This is a genomic window from Methylocystis sp., assembly GCF_051061225.1.
In the GTDB taxonomy this organism is placed as follows: domain Bacteria; phylum Pseudomonadota; class Alphaproteobacteria; order Rhizobiales; family Beijerinckiaceae; genus Methylocystis.
Genome location: NZ_JBPFEB010000005.1, coordinates 23,863 through 38,001 on the forward strand (window position 1 = coordinate 23,863; position 14,139 = coordinate 38,001).

A 14,139-nucleotide genomic window follows, 5' to 3' on the forward strand; every position below is an offset into this window, starting at 1 on the left:
CAAGGGCCTGGATCAGTTTTTTGAGGCGTCCTCGGTCTCGGCGAGATCGTCTTCGCCGACGACAGCAGCGGCCCACTCGACGGCGTTCTTGAGCACCACGAACGAGGGGTTAGACAGGATCTCAAGAGCCCTTCCTTTCGAGAACGGAAGGGGGGCGCCGTCATCATCCTCAAGGCCGGACCAATCGACCACAACGGTTTCGGCCAGAAGCCGTGCGTTGATCGCGTCGGACGTTTTCGTGTCCAAGCCCTTGATCCGCTCGGCGCGCGGCACTTCCGCGATCAGCTTGTTCCTCAGGCGGCGGCAATCGGTATTGTCGGCGCCCCGCACCTTCAGTCGGACGCCAGGCAAGAACTGACCAACGGAGACCCACCGCCCGGTCTCGATGGCCTCCGCATTGACCGCGATTTCACTGAGCTTCATTCGGCTTCACTTTCTCGGCTGGGGATGCGGCGGGGGCGAGTTTCGCCAGCGCCTTGGCGACAACCATCTTCCCGAAGTCGTCGGGGACATCCACGACCGCGCCTTCTAGGAAGAGGGTGTTTTCTGCGGCGGCCTCGTCGGGCCGCCCGTAAAAGGCCTGCGTGACTTCGATCTTCATTACGCCACCGCCTTGTCGATCTTGATGGTGCCGTTCGTGCCGTCATAGACGGCGGAGAAGCCCAGCGTCGCGAGGACGGGGCCGGTGCCGGCCTGGGAGACGTTGCCCTCCTGAAAATAAACCTTCGGCATGGTGAAGGTGTATTTCTTGCTGGTCACGGTGCCGACGGTGAAGGCCAGCGACCCGCTGCTGTGCGCAAGGAAGGCGGCCAACGCCGCATTCGTCTCAAAGAGCGTCTCGATCGATCCGGTGACTTCGATCATGTCGAAGGCGTTGCCGAGGCGCGTCAGGCTCCCGACCACATTGATCGGCGTCAACGCGTGCTTGATCGACATCTTGAGCGATCGGATGGACGGGACCGGCGAAAGCCCGACCAGCGCGATATTGGCCACGCCCAGCGCGTTGTAATATTCCTCGGAATTGACCGCGGTATAAGTCGCTCCGGAGATCAGCGACGTCGCATAGGCGCCGACTTTGCCCTGGACGATGATCGTCGCTTCCATCAGCCCGCGCGCGGCGAGACTGATATCCATCGACTCGATTTCGACGCCGGTATAGCGGAGGTAGTTCGCCGCCGTTCCCGTGATCTTTTCCTCGAACGTCTTGGAAAGGATCGCGCGGCCGTTCCACGCCGTATTCGTCGTGAACGCTGACTGCCGGATCGTGGCGAGAAGCATGGACTCGAACGCGCCGCCGTAGCTCGGGACGAGCGCGTAGGAGCCGCTCGCATCCTGTCCGAGCTGGACGAGATCGACCGGGTTGGAGTGGTTCGAGAGCTGGCGGATCAGCTCCGTCTGCTTCGTCGCATTCATGCCCGATCCTTCGAGGACACGGGCATAACTGAAGGCCGGAGTCGCTGGCGTCGTTCCCCAAGTGACTTCGTCGATGACAGCTACATCGCGCTGCAAGCCGGAAGCGAAGGTCATTTACGTTCTCCTGTAAGGCGCGAGTTGGCCCGTCAAGCCAGCAGCATGTGGCGATACGAACACGCGAAGGAAATCTCGAAATAGGCGCCGTCGTCGGAGTCATCCAGGATGGTTGGCCCGACGAAGCCGAGGAATTCCGTGCTGTTGATGAATTTCCCACGGAATTGCTGCATCAGCGCCTCAATCCGGGTCGTCCACGGCGCACCGGAGGGATCAATGCCAATTCCCGCCGGGATGTTCAGCACGACGCGGAAGGCGCCGGTTTCCTCGTGATAGTTCGTCGGCGCTCCAAAGGAATATTGCTGCTCGTTGGAGACCGGAAAAAGGATTTCTAGGAAGGCGCGGTTATCTGACGGAACAGACCCGGCCGCGTTCGGGCCATAAACGTCTGTATAGCTCCAATTGGCGGCGAGGATCGACGTGACGGTGTTTTGAACGGCAAGTGACGCCATGGGCTAAGCGCCAGCCAGTTCGAGTTCATAGCCGATCAGGATGCCCTGAAGACGCCGTGTGGCGTCATTAACCGAGGTGATGACGAGCGTCTTTCCATTCCAAATCAGGCGATCCTGCTTGGGCAGGAATGGGACAGGAAAGCCGCTCGACTCGACGTCTTCCGCGCTCACAATGGCCTTGCGGCGCAATTGCTGGACCGCGCCGACGACGTCGGACGCCTCCGCGCCCATGATTCTGGCCTTGACGCTGTAGGCGCCCGCGCCGGCGCCGTTAAGACGCTGGAGGACAACCGTCTGCCCCGAGGCGTTCAATGACCGCGCAAGCGACTGGCGGGCTTGGGTAGGCGTCATGGCGACCGAGCAAGGTAACGGGACAGCAAATGGGATTCGGCTTCCGAGATCGCTTCGGAAGCGCCGGCGGGCGTCGACACGGCATATTCGAAGCGGTTGATGCCCTCGTTGGTCTCAGCGCGCAGGCGGGGCGCGAGCGAAGCCGCATCCCGCAGCTCGTAAAGGCGAGCGACCCGCAATAAAATGGCGGCTTTGATCGGCGGGGGCGGCGCGTCATATCCGGCCTCAAAACGGATCGTCACCGGCTCGCCGCCGCTGCGCACGTCTGGCCAGGATTGCCCGTAGGCAAGTCGAACGTATCCAAAGCCCTCGCTGTCCGTGACGACGTCATAGACGCTTGACGGTAGCGTCTGAGCTATGTTTTGGCTGTCTCGGTAGACGATCGAAGAGACTGTTTTCAGCGGGGGACGGGGCAAAATAATCTCGTCGGCAAAGGCGGCGAGATCGAGCTCCCATAGGCAAGGAGCAATGGTGCGGTTGAGATAATTGAGGGCGTCCGTCGCGGCGCTGATCAGCGCGGCGATCAGAGCGTCATCATCCATCGCGTCGACGCGCAAATGGGCCTTCGCCTCGTCAAGCAAGACGGCCTGCGCTGTGGGCGGGGTAACGAGGCGAAGGGTCGACATTTCGATCAGGCGACGCGGTTGATTTCGCCGTCTTCGAGCTCGACGAGCGCGGAGATCGGCGTTCCAGTTCCATGCGTGCCAGAGAAATCGGCCGTCAGCTTGAGATAACGCTTGCCGCCGATATAGCCGATTTTCTGGACAGTCGCGGCGGCGTGCGCCGCTGTGAGGGCGCGCACGATGCCATTCGAAATCGAGGCCGGCGCCACGCTGTCGATATTGAGGACGTCGTCATCCGTGACGTTGGCGAGGTCGGAGCCATCGCTGGCGTTACCAGCCTGAAGAACGAATTCGATCTTGTTCGTTCCCGAGAAGGTAATGCCGCCGACGCCGATATGGAGGAGGACTGTCGCAGAGCGATAGTCGCGAAGATCGACGAGGGCGCCGGCCTGGTCGGCCGCATAGACGGCTGGAGCGATGGCGTTCGCATAGCTGCAGCATGAAACTGCGTCGCGTTCGGGGGTCATCTCTTCAATTTCCTTATGAGCGCAGGGAAGGGCGGTCGCTTCAAGAGGCGAAGCGACCGCCCGCCGGGGATAGATCGCGCCTTAGCGCCGCGATCTCAGGCGAATTTCAGGAACTTCATGGATTCGAAATTCACCGCGCCGCCGCCGGTGCGCCGGCGGGTGTAGAACTTGACCCACCCTTTGAGCGTCAGGGGATCGCGCAGCACCGAGATTCCGACGCGATCGACAATCTGATAGGTCTCGGCAAAATCGCCGAAGGCAATCGAGTAGGAGTTCGCGGCAATCTCGGGGACATCCTCGCCTTCGACGACGTTATAGCCGAGGATCGTTTGCGGCTGGCCCGCGGTCAGCGCCGGCTGCCACAGATATTGGCCGGTCGTGTCCTTGAACTTGCGGATCGCGCCGACGGTCGCACGCGTCATCATGAAGCGCGCGTTCGTGCGATAGCCCGCCTTGAGGCGATAGACGAGGTCATAGATGGCGTCGGCGGGCGCCGCCGAATTGAAGGCCCCCGAGGTTCCGGTTCCGACGAATTCAAAGGTGCCCCAGGGGCGGGTTCCAGCCTTGTCGGTCGTCGCCGCAAACGCATAGGCGAACAGGCCCTTCGGCTTGAGGACGCCGTCGCCCGCGACGAAAGCGGCGTTTTCGACGCGCGCGATCTTCTCGGAGACTTTGGTGGCGAGCCAGGCCTCAAGATCAATCATCGCGTCCTCGAGAACTTTTTGCGTCGCGCGCGGCTCGGCGTAAACCTCGTTGACTGCGATCGTCCATTTGCCGAGCTGCGGCGTTGTCGTCTCGGCTCTCGTCGCCTTTTCGCCAACCCAGCCCGCGCCTGCCTCGCCGTTGTCGATTGGGCCTTCGAGGGAATCCGTCCCGATTGTCACGACGTTGGCGACCTGACGGATCGGCGAGGACTCGTAAATTTTGCTGACCATCCGGCCGGTGACGTCGGGCGTGACCAGATATCCGCCGTCCGGATCGGAGCCGACCGAGAGCGATTTGAGCTCCGGCTGGCGGCCATCCGGGCCCTTGCGCATATAGGTGTTGAAGCCCTTTTTATAGTCGCGGAAATCGTCGACCGTCACGGCGTGGCCGGTCAAAGCCGCGAAATCGCCGACAGCCTTGATTTCCGCATCCTCCCCGCCGGCGCCGCCCAGGCCGCCGCGATTGAACTTCGCCTCGATCTCTTCAGCGTGCTTGCGCGAGAGCTTGATGGCGTCGCCGATGTCGTCCAGGGTCTTGTTGATCTTGCCGAGCTTCTCCTCGGTGAGGACGTCGGCAGAGCCGAGCTTTTTGACCTCTTTCTCCAGGGCGTCATTCGTCGCCTTGAAGGCCTCGAAGGTTTTCATCTGCTCGGCAAAGAGCGCGGAAACCGCCGGATCGACGGCGCCTGAGTCCTTGCGCTCATAGTTTTTACGTTCCATCGGCATCTCGATAAGTCCTTTGTTTGAGCTATTCGCCGCGCAGCGCGCGCAACCGCCGCAGGATGTCCGCAGCTTCCCTGTCGCCGGCGTCCCGCACGGCGCTCATGGCCTCCCAGCCGCCAGAAAGCAGCCGTTTGGCCTCGCTCGACGTGAGCTTTGGAAGCGTCCCGCATTCCAGAGCCCGTTCGAATTCCCGTTTGGTCATTTCGCCGGCCGACTTGACGGCGGAGACCCGCGCCTTCGGATTGGCCGGCATGGTGACGAGAGACACCTCGAAGAGCTCGATATCCTGCAATGTGCGCCGCGGCTCTTCGGGCTTCGTCCCTACTGTGTAGGTTTTGGCGGCATAACCGATCGATAGGCCGTCGAGGGCGGGGCGGGGCTCCATCTTGCAGAGCGCATAGGCTTCCTGGCCGCGCGGCGTATCGGCGAAGACGCCCTCGCACCAAAGACCCTTTTCGTCCTCGCGCATGTCCGTCCAGACGCCAATGGGCATCATGTCCCCGGCCGTCATGCCCCACCCGCCATGCTGCGCGAGCATGGCGGGCAGGCTCTTTTTCTTGCCCCATTCCTTCAAGGTGCGCTTGAAGGCGCCGGGCGCGATGACGTCTCCATAGGAATCGACGTTGCCGAAGATTGCGCCGTAGCCCTGAAACGCCCCGGCCTTGGCGTCGGTCGCAAATTTGATCTCGAAGGGCGCGAGGAATGAATTCATTGGGAGGTTCCGTCCGATGCGGGATCGTCTTGAGCAGCCGAGGCGGGGGCGGCGGGGGCGACGGGAGCGGGAATGACGTCGCCGCCCTCGATCCAATCGAGGCCCTCGTCTTCGCGGACCTCGTTTGTCGTCATCCACCCCTGGCCGCCGCCATGGCCGAGCGCCTTGGCGTAGAAATCGGAACGGTCGCGCGCCGCGCCGCGCATGAGGCCGTTGAGGTGTAGGCGAATGATCGTGGGATCATCGGGGGCGAGCAGGGCGCAGCGGGCCGAATCCTCGAAGCGTTTGGCCCAGGGCGCGATGCAATGCACGACATGGGCGATAAACATTTGCTCGGCGCTGGCGTAAGTGGATGTTTTGTCGCTATAGCCAACAATGATGGGATTGACGCGGAAGGCTCGGCAGATTTCTTCGATCTGAAAGCGGCGCGTTTCGAGGTGCTGGGCGTCGACGCCGGTCATCGCCTGCGAGGCGTATTTTGCGCCCATATCGAGGACGAGCGGCTTGAACAGATTGTCGCCGGCGACGTGCTTTTCGATCCAGCCCTTCAGCTTCTCATGCTGCTCTTCGGAAAGCTTGCCGTCGACCGAATAGAGCGCGCCGGGCTGGACGCCGTTCTTGTGCAGCATCGCGTGGGCGGCTTCCGTCGCAATGGCAAGGCCGATCGCCTCACGCGCGAGCTTCACCGCCTCCATTCCCATCCAGGAGTTCCATGACGGCCCCCGGAAATGCCAAATCATGTCTTGCGGAAAGACCGTGACGCCGCCGCTCGCAAGCTGCGAAAGGCCCTGCGAGAGGCCAGACTGATCGGGAACTTCCGCCGCGACATGATATTCGAGGCTCAAATCGGCCTTGCGATAGACCGTTACCCGCCCCGGGGAGATTGGGATCAGCTCTTCGATGCGGCGCGCGTTCGAGGGACCCACCCGATTGACAAAAACGAAGGCGTTTCCAGTCAAGGCGGCGTGGATCGCGATCGTCTCGCGGAATTCATATTCGGTTTGCCAACGATTGGGCCGGCGGAAGACCGCTTCGAGCGGGTGGTCTAAGACTCGGGCGAGGCGATCCTGGCTGCCGTCATAAAAGCGCATGGGCGTCTGCGACAAGCCGTCCGCAATGGCGCGCACGCAGGCGTTGACCGCCGTAACCTCCAGCGCCGAGCGCCAGGTGACGGCGACGCCCGACTTGACGCCAGGGTAAGACAGGAAATCCGGGATGCTGACAAGGCCGGATTTGACCGAGCCGCGCCACAAATCTGCGATTTTCGTTAAGAGTCCCAAAAGGATTGTCCCTGCGGATCGGCGTTGATGGCGACGGCGTGAGCGATGACGGCGGCGACGATTCCGTCGATTTTTTCCCGCGACCTTTCCTTGTCGGGCGCGAAATTCATGTTGCGGTCGAAACGAACCCAGGCGTTTCCGGCCATCCATTTTAGAACCGGGTGGCCGCCGTGATCGAGTTTCCCGGCGAAAACCAGCTTCTCGAAGGCTTTCGTCGACTCGCCGAGCGAGGGAATCCCCTGCCGCACCTTGACGAAGCGCTCCGGCTCGACGCCGTCGTTTTGCAGGTCCGTGACGAGCTTCGTCGCGTTCCAGGGGTCGAAGCCAATAACTTGCACGTCGAAGGCTTCCAACGCCTCTCCGATCGCCGCTTGAACATAGGACTGATCGACATAATCGCCGGGCGTCGCCTCCAGCGCGCCCATTTTCACCCAGCGATCGTAAGCAACGCGGTCACGCTTCGAACGAACGTCGATATTTTCCTCAGGACACCAGAAGCGGGCGAAGAGGCGGACAGTGTCGAAATCCTCGTCCGGCGGGAACCAGGCGACGAGCGCGGTGATGTCTTGCGTCGACGAGACGTCGAAGCCGAGGAAGCATTTTCGGCCGCGCAGCTCGTCGGCGCGGCGCCGCCAGGCGTCCTTATCCTCGCAACACGCGTCCCACTTTTTCGGCGGCAGCCATTTGACCGCGTTTTCGACCCATTGATTGAGGTGGTAGCGGCGGAAATGCGACTCCGCGCGCGAGTTGTTCTTGGCCAACGCCGCCTCGCGGCGCAGGAAGTCGATCGTCGGCGACAGCCCGAGGTTGGGATTGACCCTGCGCCAATTGCTCTCGTCTTGCCAATCGTCGTCGTCTTCAAGGCAAAACATGACGACGAGGGACGTGGGATCATAAAGACCGTCGCCGGTGTCGTCGCCATGGGCCGGCGGGCTGATCGGACCCGCCAGAATCTTCAACGACTCTTGGAAGAGCTCGTAACCGGTGACCGCCGATTTGAGGCCGGCGGTCGAGGCGAAGAGCTCAATCGGCTGCAATTGCGCGCCCATGCCCTGCCGGATGGTCGTGTCGAGATCGCGCGATTGCCATTCATGCATCTCGTCGCCGACGGAGACATAAGGCGACAGGCCGTGCTTTCCCTCCGCCTTGCCGGTCAAAATCTCGAACCGCGCCTGGCGGCGCGCCATCCAGATCGAGCGCCCGAACACGGTCAAATCTTTCGCCAGGCGCGGCTCGCGAAAGATCATGGCCTTGATTTTGTTTAAGACCGTGCGCGCCTGCTTTTCATTGAGCGCGAAGCAGTAGCCTTGCCCGCCGTGCACCGCGTCGAGCGCCCAGAACAAAAGGGCGAGCGCGGCAAGGAATTCGCTCTTGCCGTTCTTGCGCGGAATCCACAGCAACAGCCGGCGAAACAGTCGCACCTGTTCGATCGCAGCGCGGCCGGAGTGTGGATCGACGATCTCGGCGCCGATTTTCCAGCCGACGAGCAGGCGCACTGTGACCTCTTGCCAGAGCGCCAAGCGGAACGGCACGCCGGCGAAATGCAGATCGGTGAGCCGAAAGATTTTCGGCCACAACTCGACGATTGCATCCGCCTTGGCCTGGTCATACCAAGCGCCCTCAACGGCAGCCGCGCGCCGCCAGGCAATTTCGGCCCACGGCCAGCCTTGCGCGGCGGCGCGGGCGATAAATTCGGGTAGATCGCAGCTCAACGTCGCTGCGCCGGCCGAGGCGAGCGCTGGCGCGGTCATTTGGTGAGATATTTCCAGCCCAAAACTTATTGCAGAGTCGGCGGCGGCGAGTTTCGGCGCGCCGCCAGGCCAATCAAATCCTCATCATCTGCACAAGTCAGGGCGGGCGCGTCGGCAGAATGCGCGACGCCAGCGGACATGGAGCCGCCGCCATAGGCGGATTGCTCGCGCAACAGCGCATAGCGGCGCAACGGCGAGAGGCCGAATTCGGCCGCCGCGTCGAAAATGAACTTGCCGAGCCGTTCCTTGACCATAACCGCCGGATTGGTGCGCAGCATTTTGTTGCCGCCATGCGTCTTTGCCCAATACTGCGGACCATTGACGAGGATATTGTCGACGGCGGCCATATAGTCGGCCACGGAAATGCACAGCACGGCGAATGTGTAGCGATCGAGATTGCTGACGATGTTGAACTGCTTGAGTTCGGCAGCAAGCTCGCGCCAAACGGTCAGCGCCGGCTTCAAGCGCTCGTCGAGCAGCATCGCCGGCGGCGCGAAGGGGTCGCTCGACTCCGCCGGCGCCGCGGCGATGACGCTCGCCAAACGCTCGGCCTCGGCGAGCGCGCGATCGGCTTTCGACATGCGCTTTCCCGGCGATCCTTTGGCGGCTTGCATGCGCGGCGTATCTTTCCGACGTCCCATGGCGTCCTGTAAAAAAAAACTTTCCGGAATATCGCGGAGTTTTTCAGGCGCTTACCTGACCGGTTGCGCCCCCTAAGGGCCTAAAGATTTAGGCCCCCCGGGCCTCTTCGCGCTGCTTCGCGCGGTTGTGGTGGTGGGCGCAGAGCGATTGCAGCGCGCCGTCCCAAAACAGCGCCCAGTCGCCCCTATGGGGGACGACATGGTCCGCCACGGTCGCGATCTCGACGCGCCCCTCCGCCTCGCACATGCAGCAGAGTGGGTGGCTTGCGAGTTGCGCCTTGGCCATCCGCCGCCACCGCTGGGAGCCATACCACTTGCGCCACGCGTAGCGATCCCGGCGGCGCGCGTCATATTCGACGCGCGTTTCGGCCCGCGTTGTGGAGGAGTGAGACGGGCGAGCCGTCTTCGGGGAGGAGGGCATGGCGCTTGATGATCGAGGGTCGAGGCCGGGCAGGCTTCGCACTTACGCTCGCTTTCGCGGGCGTTGCTTGACGTCGCGCTCGATCGGAAGCCGGCGGCTTTGCTCCACGAGCTCGACGTGGCCGACTGGAAAGATGATGGGCGTCGGCCTGCCGAAGATGCTCATTTCAACACACAGGACGCCCCTCGAGTCAATCCGGTCAACGACCCCATGAAAGGTTGCAAACGGTCCTTGCAGCGCCCTTACGATATCGCCGTTCTTGTAAACGGTAGCTGTATCAACGCGTTCGGGTTTGAATTGGCGGTAATGCTCAATCAAAGCGTCGGGGACAGTTGCAGGTTCATTCGAGCCGGCAAAGCACAGCCATGCCTCGACGCCGGGCTGCTCTTTGATCGCGCCATAAACCGAATCGGTCATCTCGATGTGGATGAACAAATAGCGCCCGAATATCGCTACGTAGCGCGGCTTCTGCCTCTTGGCCTCGAGCGGCTTCCCGCTCCAGCGCGTTGATGGACGCACCTTTAGCACTGGCCGCCATACTTCGAAGCCGAGCGCCGCGAGCCGCCCATAGACTTCCCGATCCTTCCCCTCGAAGCATTCGATCACATGCCAAGCCATCCTGCCCTCGCCGCCATCCGTTTCGCCCAAACTCCCGATCCTACGCCTCACGCCCCTGGCCCTCCGGGCCGTCGCGCGCCGACTCTGGGCCGCCCACTCCCGTTAGCTTCGGGCTTGGCGGCCATTCGGTTGGTCGCATGCAGATCATGCCTAGGGCGTTAGAGTGGAAGAACTTGAGCCGAGGCGCTCCATTGACGGCGGCCTCGTATTGCGCCCAGGCGGCTGCCTGCGGCGAGCCCTGCCGAACCGCGAAGGGACGGCCAGCCAGCGATGCGGCGCTCTCCGCGCTGCGCGCCTTCAACGCCGCCCAACCCTCTCCGCTCAACCAGCGCTTGGCGTGAGCGATCCCGTGATTGCGTGCTCGCGTCTCGCGCTCCCGGCACGCGGCGACATATCTGGGCGCGGCGTCGATCGCGGCTTGTTGCTCGACCGTGGAGAGCCGCAAAAACACCGCGCGCGCCTCAGCGACGAGCTCGGCCGCGTCCCATGGCCAGACCTTCCGGAAGGCCTGCCACCGGTCAAGGCGAGCCTGGTCATCATCGGAGAGCTTGCGCGAAGCGCCCCCTCCCTCCCCCCGATGGGGGGTAGGGGGGAGGGTTATTTGATGGTTATTTGATGGTTCTATACCGCACAGTTGCGGCATGGTTTCGTGTACCCTGCGGCATGGATCCGTTTCCCCTGCGGCATGGTCCATGCCGCAACCTGCGGCATGGTCCATGCCGCAACCTGCGGGTTGGTCTATTCCGCGACCTGCAGGTTGGTCGTCTTCGGCCTCCCGTTCGGACCCGTCTTCTGCCATGCCATGGGCGAGCGCATGGGCGCGCGCCGCCGCATCTACAAGCAATACATAGTAATTCGTGAGACGGCGGCCGTCATTGTTCTTGCGCTTTACAACAAATACTAATCCGTGCTCGATAAGGTCTTTGATCCGGCGCTGAACGGTATCTGGGGAAAGGTTCGTGATCGCCGCAAGCGCCGCATGCGAGGGATAGCAGGTCTGATGTTCGTCGGCGAATTGGGCGAGCGTCAACAGAACATGACGAGCACCAGCCGAGACGCTCGGGTCACGGATTGAACAAGCCCAATTGAGCGCGGAAAAGCTCATGCCGCACCTCTGGAACTGCTGGCGCGTCCTGTCTTATCGGAGCTCGTCTCCAAGGCATTGATGCGGGCGATGCAGCGGCGCATGATGCTCTCGCGCTGCGGAAGCCGGCATGCCGCCATCGCTCTCCTGTAGAACTTTGCTTCGTTCGCAAGCCCGCAGCAGGCCATAATGAAACGGGGGTCGAATTCCTCAGCGAGGGCAGCCACGTAAAGTTCGGCGCGCAATTCACGCACGCGCGGATAGCTTTCGTATTTCTTGGCAATCAGCCAAACGGGGTCGATCCCTGCAGCCCCCGCAATTTTCTCGGCAAGGCGGAAAAAGCCTTCGACGCGCATGCTCATTCCCGCGCCCCTTCGGTTGCCTCTTGAACGGCTTCCTCGTCATCCCCAATTCCACGCAGCCATACCTCAAATTCATCGTTCATCCGCCGCCAAACGGCGCCGGCTTCCGCAACCGTGTCGAGCTCGGCCCGGCTTTCCACCTTGCAAGCGCCGCGAACAACTCGCGCGGCTTCGTCAGAGTCGCTAACGCGCATAAATTTCTGAAATCTTGCATCACCACATCGCAGCGCAGCCTGCTGCGCGAGCGGCAGATCCCCAAACCTGCGGCGCTCAGCCCGCGCCTGCTGATGCGCGACGGTGCGGCGGAGCGCGTCTGCGTTGGCGCGAACCCATTTGAGCGTGCGAACGGCTGCGTCGAGTTGATCCGCGCGAGCGAGAACCGCCTTGTCGCCATTATGTTCGCCTGTCGCCCTCACGATCATTGCGGAGCCTGAGACGGCCGCAATTTGATCCGCGATCGGGATTTTCGCGGCGCCAGTCACGAATGCTCGCTTTCTTCAGATTCATTCCCCCAAGCATCCCAACCAGGGCGCGGGGCCCCACGGCGGTTCAACTCGATTTTTGGGAGGTTGGGGAAATAGCTTTCGATGATCTCGGCGAAGCGCTCCGGTTTGGCGCTATGGACGCCCCTCGGCGAGAGCTGAAGCGCCTCGAATTGGTCGCCCATGGCTGGGCAGGGCACGTCGCCCCGGGTCGCGATCAGCAGCTCTTCGGCGTTATCGCGGACCCAATAGCCGTTGCCGATCCTTTCCTTTCCCCACACAAATCGCGACTTATAGGCAAATCCCCATGCTTCCAGCACCTTGAAGCCGTTGGCGAGCATGGGGCCGGTCACCCACATGAACAGCACGCAATCCGGCGCGGCGATCGACGCCACGTCACGCGACATGATTTCTTCGAGGTTTGACGTGGGATAGTGGTTGTCGGCCGCGCGATCGAGACCGGTTTCGCTCGAGAAGACTTCGAAGCGCCATTCGGGATCGGCGTAGATTACCCCGTAACGCTTTTCCGGCAAGGCGCGTTGCTTTTGAGCGAGTTCTATTTCGCGCGCGTCGCGGTTCGATTTCTTTTCGGCCTGGCGCTCGGCGCGCGATGCCTGTGTCGCCTTCTGAGCCTCGATTTTGCGCTTGGCGACGATCTCCTCGAATTCCGCTTTTTGCAATTTGGCAAGCGCCTGCCATCGCTGTGATTGCGAATAGGTGATGCCCATGTCTGCAAGTTTCACCCTCGCATCGTGCGAGGGTGATTTGCGGTCACCTCCCTTGCCCGCATCTCTCTCGCCGTCGACGGCCATTTTCGTAAGCAGTTCGCCCGCGCGACGTTCCGCACGCAATCGGATATCGGTCGCATGATCCAGCAACGCGCAATCGTTGGCTTGCCGCGCGTAGAGCTGGAGCGCCGTCGCCTTGTCGCGAACGCGCTTGACTTCGTCGACGCGCGTCGCTTCCTCAAGCGCGATGCGCGCCGCATCGTAAAGCGCGAGCTCATTCATGCGCGGGGGCATCCGCGGTCACGCCTTTATCTTTGGCCTTTCCGATTCGGCTCCAGACAGCGTTCTCACTGTTAAGACACAGAGCGTTAGTAATTTCCGGAACCGTCAGGCCGAGACGCCTCAGCGCGACGGCCTCGGCCTGCGCTGGCGAGAGCTTTTCGAATTCATCATCGGCCAATTGCTGCGCGACGATTTCTTCAATAACTTGGACCGGGAAGACCCCTTCCTTGAATTTGCGACGCGCCTCCGAAAGACTTATTGCATCTTCCGGCCCGCCCTCCCTTTGAACGCCGATTTTGCCTTGATCGGGCAATCCCCCCAAGGCGCCCGTCCCGCTGCTCTCTCCGGCCGCGTCTGCTTCGCGGTTCAGTCCTTGGTCGCGCTCTTGATCCTCTGGCCACAAGACGGCGGCGACGGCCCAAACTCTGGCTACGAGCGCCTCCGCGTCCTTTCGAGAGTCGAGCCTTGCGTCGACGTCAATGGTGCGATCGCACAAGCAGACGCGCGATTTTGTCTGAATTTCTTCTATGCGTTCGCTCATTGCCCGCTCCATTCCCTCCGCGCCGCTTCCAGGCAGGCGCTCACGGATCCGCGCGGGCGGTTCAAGCGCTTCTCAATCTCGTGCGCGGGCATGCCGAGGCGAAAATAGACCGCCGGCAGCGCCCAGGACGGGATATCGCAAATCCAGAGGGCAAGCGGGTGAAAGAGGGGGTCAATATCGCCGCCTCCCATGGTCGCAATGACGGCGTGCCAGTAATTGCGATTGTAGCCCCCAGTCGCCGGGGCGACCTCGGGCGGCCGATCCTGATAGCAATCGCGCGTGTTAAAAGCGCTCATAATCTCTATGCTCCTTACAGAGGTAGGCAACCTTCTCTCCGCGATGCGGCAGGCCTCGGCCAAAAGGCGCGAACGCGCCGCAAATTGCGCATTG

General features: G+C 62.1%; 20 protein-coding genes. 1 reads left to right on the forward strand and 19 read right to left on the reverse strand.

Annotated features, from left to right (window positions below):
• Positions 1 to 12: 12 nt before the first annotated feature.
• The 16 genes from ACR652_RS00455 to ACR652_RS00530 form a co-directional block, all read right to left on the reverse strand.
• Complete coding sequence (locus tag ACR652_RS00455) at positions 13 to 423, reverse strand: hypothetical protein (RefSeq protein ID WP_434504547.1); 411 nt, start codon at positions 421 to 423, stop codon at positions 13 to 15.
• Positions 410 to 601, reverse strand: a complete 192-nt coding sequence (locus tag ACR652_RS00460; protein ID WP_434504548.1) for a hypothetical protein — start codon at positions 599 to 601, stop codon at positions 410 to 412. Before ACR652_RS00460 ends, ACR652_RS00455 begins: the two co-directional genes overlap by 14 nt.
• Entirely contained in the window at positions 601 to 1,527 is a 927-nt protein-coding gene (locus ACR652_RS00465; protein WP_434504549.1) for a phage tail tube protein, read from the reverse strand. The genes ACR652_RS00460 and ACR652_RS00465 overlap by 1 nt, the downstream gene beginning before the upstream one ends.
• Positions 1,528 to 1,559: 32 nt before the next feature.
• The gene (locus ACR652_RS00470; RefSeq protein ID WP_434504550.1) at positions 1,560 to 1,979 is read right to left on the reverse strand and encodes a hypothetical protein; all 420 of its coding nucleotides are present in this window, start codon (positions 1,977 to 1,979) and stop codon (positions 1,560 to 1,562) included.
• Between the two features lie 3 nt (positions 1,980 to 1,982).
• Entirely contained in the window at positions 1,983 to 2,330 is a 348-nt protein-coding gene (locus tag ACR652_RS00475; protein ID WP_434504551.1) for a hypothetical protein, read from the reverse strand.
• A complete protein-coding gene (locus ACR652_RS00480; RefSeq protein ID WP_434504552.1) occupies positions 2,327 to 2,956 on the reverse strand; it encodes a head-tail connector protein in 630 nt (209 codons plus the stop codon). Before ACR652_RS00480 ends, ACR652_RS00475 begins: the two co-directional genes overlap by 4 nt.
• A 5-nt stretch (positions 2,957 to 2,961) precedes the next feature.
• On the reverse strand, positions 2,962 to 3,420 hold the full coding sequence (locus ACR652_RS00485) for a hypothetical protein (protein WP_434504553.1): 459 nt from the start codon (positions 3,418 to 3,420) through the stop codon (positions 2,962 to 2,964).
• Positions 3,421 to 3,515: 95 nt separating this feature from the next.
• On the reverse strand, positions 3,516 to 4,844 hold the full coding sequence (locus ACR652_RS00490) for a phage major capsid protein (RefSeq protein WP_434504554.1): 1,329 nt from the start codon (positions 4,842 to 4,844) through the stop codon (positions 3,516 to 3,518).
• A gap of 28 nt (positions 4,845 to 4,872) precedes the next feature.
• Complete coding sequence (locus tag ACR652_RS00495; protein WP_434504555.1) at positions 4,873 to 5,559, reverse strand: HK97 family phage prohead protease; 687 nt, start codon at positions 5,557 to 5,559, stop codon at positions 4,873 to 4,875.
• Positions 5,556 to 6,839, reverse strand: coding sequence for a phage portal protein (locus tag ACR652_RS00500; protein WP_434504556.1), 1,284 nt, complete (start codon positions 6,837 to 6,839; stop codon positions 5,556 to 5,558). The genes ACR652_RS00495 and ACR652_RS00500 overlap by 4 nt, the downstream gene beginning before the upstream one ends.
• Complete coding sequence (locus ACR652_RS00505) at positions 6,827 to 8,590, reverse strand: terminase large subunit (RefSeq protein WP_434504557.1); 1,764 nt, start codon at positions 8,588 to 8,590, stop codon at positions 6,827 to 6,829. The genes ACR652_RS00500 and ACR652_RS00505 overlap by 13 nt, the downstream gene beginning before the upstream one ends.
• Positions 8,591 to 8,616: 26 nt before the next feature.
• The gene (locus ACR652_RS00510) at positions 8,617 to 9,171 is read right to left on the reverse strand and encodes a P27 family phage terminase small subunit (RefSeq protein ID WP_434504558.1); all 555 of its coding nucleotides are present in this window, start codon (positions 9,169 to 9,171) and stop codon (positions 8,617 to 8,619) included.
• Between the two features lie 148 nt (positions 9,172 to 9,319).
• Entirely contained in the window at positions 9,320 to 9,694 is a 375-nt protein-coding gene (locus ACR652_RS00515; protein WP_434504559.1) for an HNH endonuclease, read from the reverse strand.
• A complete protein-coding gene (gene nusG, locus ACR652_RS00520; RefSeq protein ID WP_434504560.1) occupies positions 9,695 to 10,300 on the reverse strand; it encodes a transcription termination/antitermination protein NusG in 606 nt (201 codons plus the stop codon).
• 10 nt (positions 10,301 to 10,310) lie between these two features.
• A complete protein-coding gene (locus tag ACR652_RS00525) occupies positions 10,311 to 11,375 on the reverse strand; it encodes a helix-turn-helix domain-containing protein (RefSeq protein ID WP_434504561.1) in 1,065 nt (354 codons plus the stop codon).
• On the reverse strand, positions 11,372 to 11,716 hold the full coding sequence (locus ACR652_RS00530; protein WP_434504562.1) for a hypothetical protein: 345 nt from the start codon (positions 11,714 to 11,716) through the stop codon (positions 11,372 to 11,374). The genes ACR652_RS00525 and ACR652_RS00530 overlap by 4 nt, the downstream gene beginning before the upstream one ends.
• A 23-nt stretch (positions 11,717 to 11,739) precedes the next feature.
• Between ACR652_RS00530 and ACR652_RS00535 the strand changes: the two genes are divergently transcribed.
• Positions 11,740 to 12,150, forward strand: coding sequence for a hypothetical protein (locus ACR652_RS00535; protein WP_434504563.1), 411 nt, complete (start codon positions 11,740 to 11,742; stop codon positions 12,148 to 12,150).
• A gap of 44 nt (positions 12,151 to 12,194) precedes the next feature.
• Here the strand turns inward: ACR652_RS00535 and ACR652_RS00540 are convergent, their stop codons facing one another.
• From ACR652_RS00540 to ACR652_RS00550, 3 genes are all read right to left on the reverse strand, one after another.
• Positions 12,195 to 13,076: an MT-A70 family methyltransferase gene (locus tag ACR652_RS00540; RefSeq protein WP_434504564.1), complete on the reverse strand. Its 882-nt coding sequence runs from the start codon at positions 13,074 to 13,076 to the stop codon at positions 12,195 to 12,197.
• A 124-nt stretch (positions 13,077 to 13,200) separates the two neighbouring features.
• Entirely contained in the window at positions 13,201 to 13,761 is a 561-nt protein-coding gene (locus ACR652_RS00545; RefSeq protein WP_434504565.1) for a hypothetical protein, read from the reverse strand.
• Entirely contained in the window at positions 13,746 to 14,045 is a 300-nt protein-coding gene (locus ACR652_RS00550) for a hypothetical protein (RefSeq protein ID WP_434504566.1), read from the reverse strand. The genes ACR652_RS00545 and ACR652_RS00550 overlap by 16 nt, the downstream gene beginning before the upstream one ends.
• Between the last annotated feature and the right edge of the window lie 94 nt (positions 14,046 to 14,139).